Raw genomic sequence first — 2122 nt, 5'->3', positions numbered from 1 at the left:
AGTACTTTATCGGATAGCTTAAAATTATTACTCATATCTAAAGTCCTAACGACTTGTAAGAGTAACATTTTAGGCGTATCTATCGTCCAATTGCAAGCCTCGTTTAGACCCCATTCTCTTAATGCTTTGGAACATATAACAAGCTCTAAGCGCAATGACCTATCAGCATATTCAAGCATTTGTGGTGTTCTTAGTTCATCGGGGTAATTACTTTTTTTGCTGTTTATTTCATCACCTTTGGAGTAACACTTTAGGTAAGAGAACTTAGAACCTTTACCCCAGTAAAGAGTATCACCGCTAAAAACACCTTTACCACGATAGGGCATGCTTATCTTTTGTCCTGCTGCTCTAATCCAGGCTTTGACATCATATTGATTTTTCAAGAACCATGTTTCGTTTACATCTACCCTAGAGACTGTATAACGACCTTCGTTAATAGCATCTAATTGTTCAATGGTAGGGCTTAAACCATCATCAGCCATTATTTCGTATAGTTGGGAAAAAAACTTTGACATAAGGGATACAAGGTCATTAGTACCAAATAGATTGTGACCTTGCAGCCATTTTGAAGGGTTACCAGAGACTTGTATTGTTTGGGGTGTCAGTGACTTAATCATAAAATTCATTTCATAAGAACCAGTAACAGGCAACCAAGACTCACTCAACCACTCAACATTGCCATCAGCATCTAGCTTGGCTATGCAGCCACCGCGTAGACTATTATCACAAGGGAGCTTTGCTGTAACCCAATCAATCATTATTTTTTCTCGCTATATAGATTTGCCATTTCTCTATTTACTGTAGCTACTTGCTCATTAGCGAGGGCGGATAATCTGGAAAGGATCGCAATGGCATCTTTTGAGTCTTTTTTTTCTTCAACCGCTTTAAGTGCTGTAACTAGCTCTTGGAGGTGTGGCGCGGCATCTTTGAGAATATCTACGATTATTTTGGATTTTGGCGTTTTAGTAAGTCGAGACAAATCTTCTAAGATAGTGTGTAAATCTTCATCAACAGTAAGAGCAATTCGTGGTTTTTGGCTAGGCACTAGTCTTTAACTCCTCATAGGCAACAGAGATAAGATATTCTAATTGACCAATCTCAGTAATGAAGTCATCAGCCATATCATCAGACAACACAAGCTCACCTTTGTTTATATCTTCTCTAAGGTTACTAACGGCAAGATTAAGACAATCTAAGGTATTGTAGTCCATATTTAAAGAAATCATTTTTGGCATATCCGTATCCTATTAGGAGTAACTATTTTGATTATAGTAGCATCAGAATGTTAGATAAGCAACAAATACGTCAAAAAAGTGAGACAAATTCCACACCCCCCCCTAAAACGGCTACAAGCCATAAGGAACAAGGATTGAAAGGCAATAGAGGTCTGCAATGGAGTTATCATTTTGAGACAAATTACACGTATTACTAGTAACGTGTAATCCTCAGAGCCACCTCCTCCTCGTCGTCGCCTCCTCGTCGTCGTTCAGCTCTATCGTCATCTTTGGTTTATTGACAGTTTCTGCATCGCGGTATGCCTTAACGCTAGTCAATAACGAAAAGATGTTATTGACCGCTACAGGCTAATAATTGAGGAATCTCTATCGTCATTTATCAAAAGACTGTAACTAAAGGGCGAGGGGACTTATGACTTTGCATTGTTAGCACTTCAGCATGAGCCATTGGAACAATTAACAGACAATAAAAAACCCCCATGAGGGGGCGTAATCGGTTGTTTACTATCAAGCGCAAGCAACAAGACCTTGCTCATGCGCCCAATCAGGTATACCAACTGGCTCAGCTTCTAAAATTCGGATCAGAGGAATAACATTATCAGCGACCTTCTCAACATCACGAACCAACGCAATATCTATGTCATATGCTTGTAGCTGCTTTCTAATACGGTAGAAGGTAGGTCTGGTCATTTCTTGGCGCAAATCTTCACCATAGAGCCAGAGCTTGTAATAAGTACGTAGTTTTCGGGGTAGTGAATCCAGTACTTTATCGGATAGCTTAAAATTATTACTCATATCTAAAGTCCTAACGACTTGTAAGAGTAACATTTTAGGCGTATCTATCGTCCAATTGCAAGCCTCGTTTAGACCCCATTCTCTTAATGCTT

Annotated in this window: 4 protein-coding genes; all 4 read right to left on the bottom strand. The window is 39.3% G+C overall.

Annotated features, from left to right (window positions below; genetic code table 11):
* A partial coding sequence (locus tag JMW94_RS14625) for a phage/plasmid replication protein, II/X family (RefSeq protein ID WP_201604891.1) occupies nt 1-758 on the bottom strand: 758 nt, incomplete at its 3' end.
* Nucleotides 758-1045, bottom strand: coding sequence for a hypothetical protein (locus tag JMW94_RS14620; protein ID WP_201604890.1), 288 nt, complete (start codon nt 1043-1045; stop codon nt 758-760). The genes JMW94_RS14625 and JMW94_RS14620, both read right to left, overlap by 1 nt.
* Nucleotides 1038-1235, bottom strand: coding sequence for a hypothetical protein (locus JMW94_RS14615; RefSeq protein WP_201604889.1), 198 nt, complete (start codon nt 1233-1235; stop codon nt 1038-1040). The genes JMW94_RS14620 and JMW94_RS14615 overlap by 8 nt, the downstream gene beginning before the upstream one ends.
* 507 nt (nt 1236-1742) lie before the next feature.
* A partial coding sequence (locus JMW94_RS14610; protein WP_227685545.1) for a phage/plasmid replication protein, II/X family occupies nt 1743-2122 on the bottom strand: 380 nt, incomplete at its 5' end.

This window comes from Psychrobacter immobilis (assembly GCF_904846185.1).
GTDB classification, from domain to species: Bacteria; Pseudomonadota; Gammaproteobacteria; order Pseudomonadales; family Moraxellaceae; genus Psychrobacter; species Psychrobacter immobilis_B.
This window is presented reverse-complemented; position numbering and strand designations above follow the sequence as displayed.

What these genes read in the sequence shown, in the direction of transcription:
- JMW94_RS14615 (WP_201604889.1), bottom strand. Translation starts at nt 1,235, where the DNA reads ATGCCAAAAATGATTTCTTTAAATATGGACTACAATACCTTAGATTGT.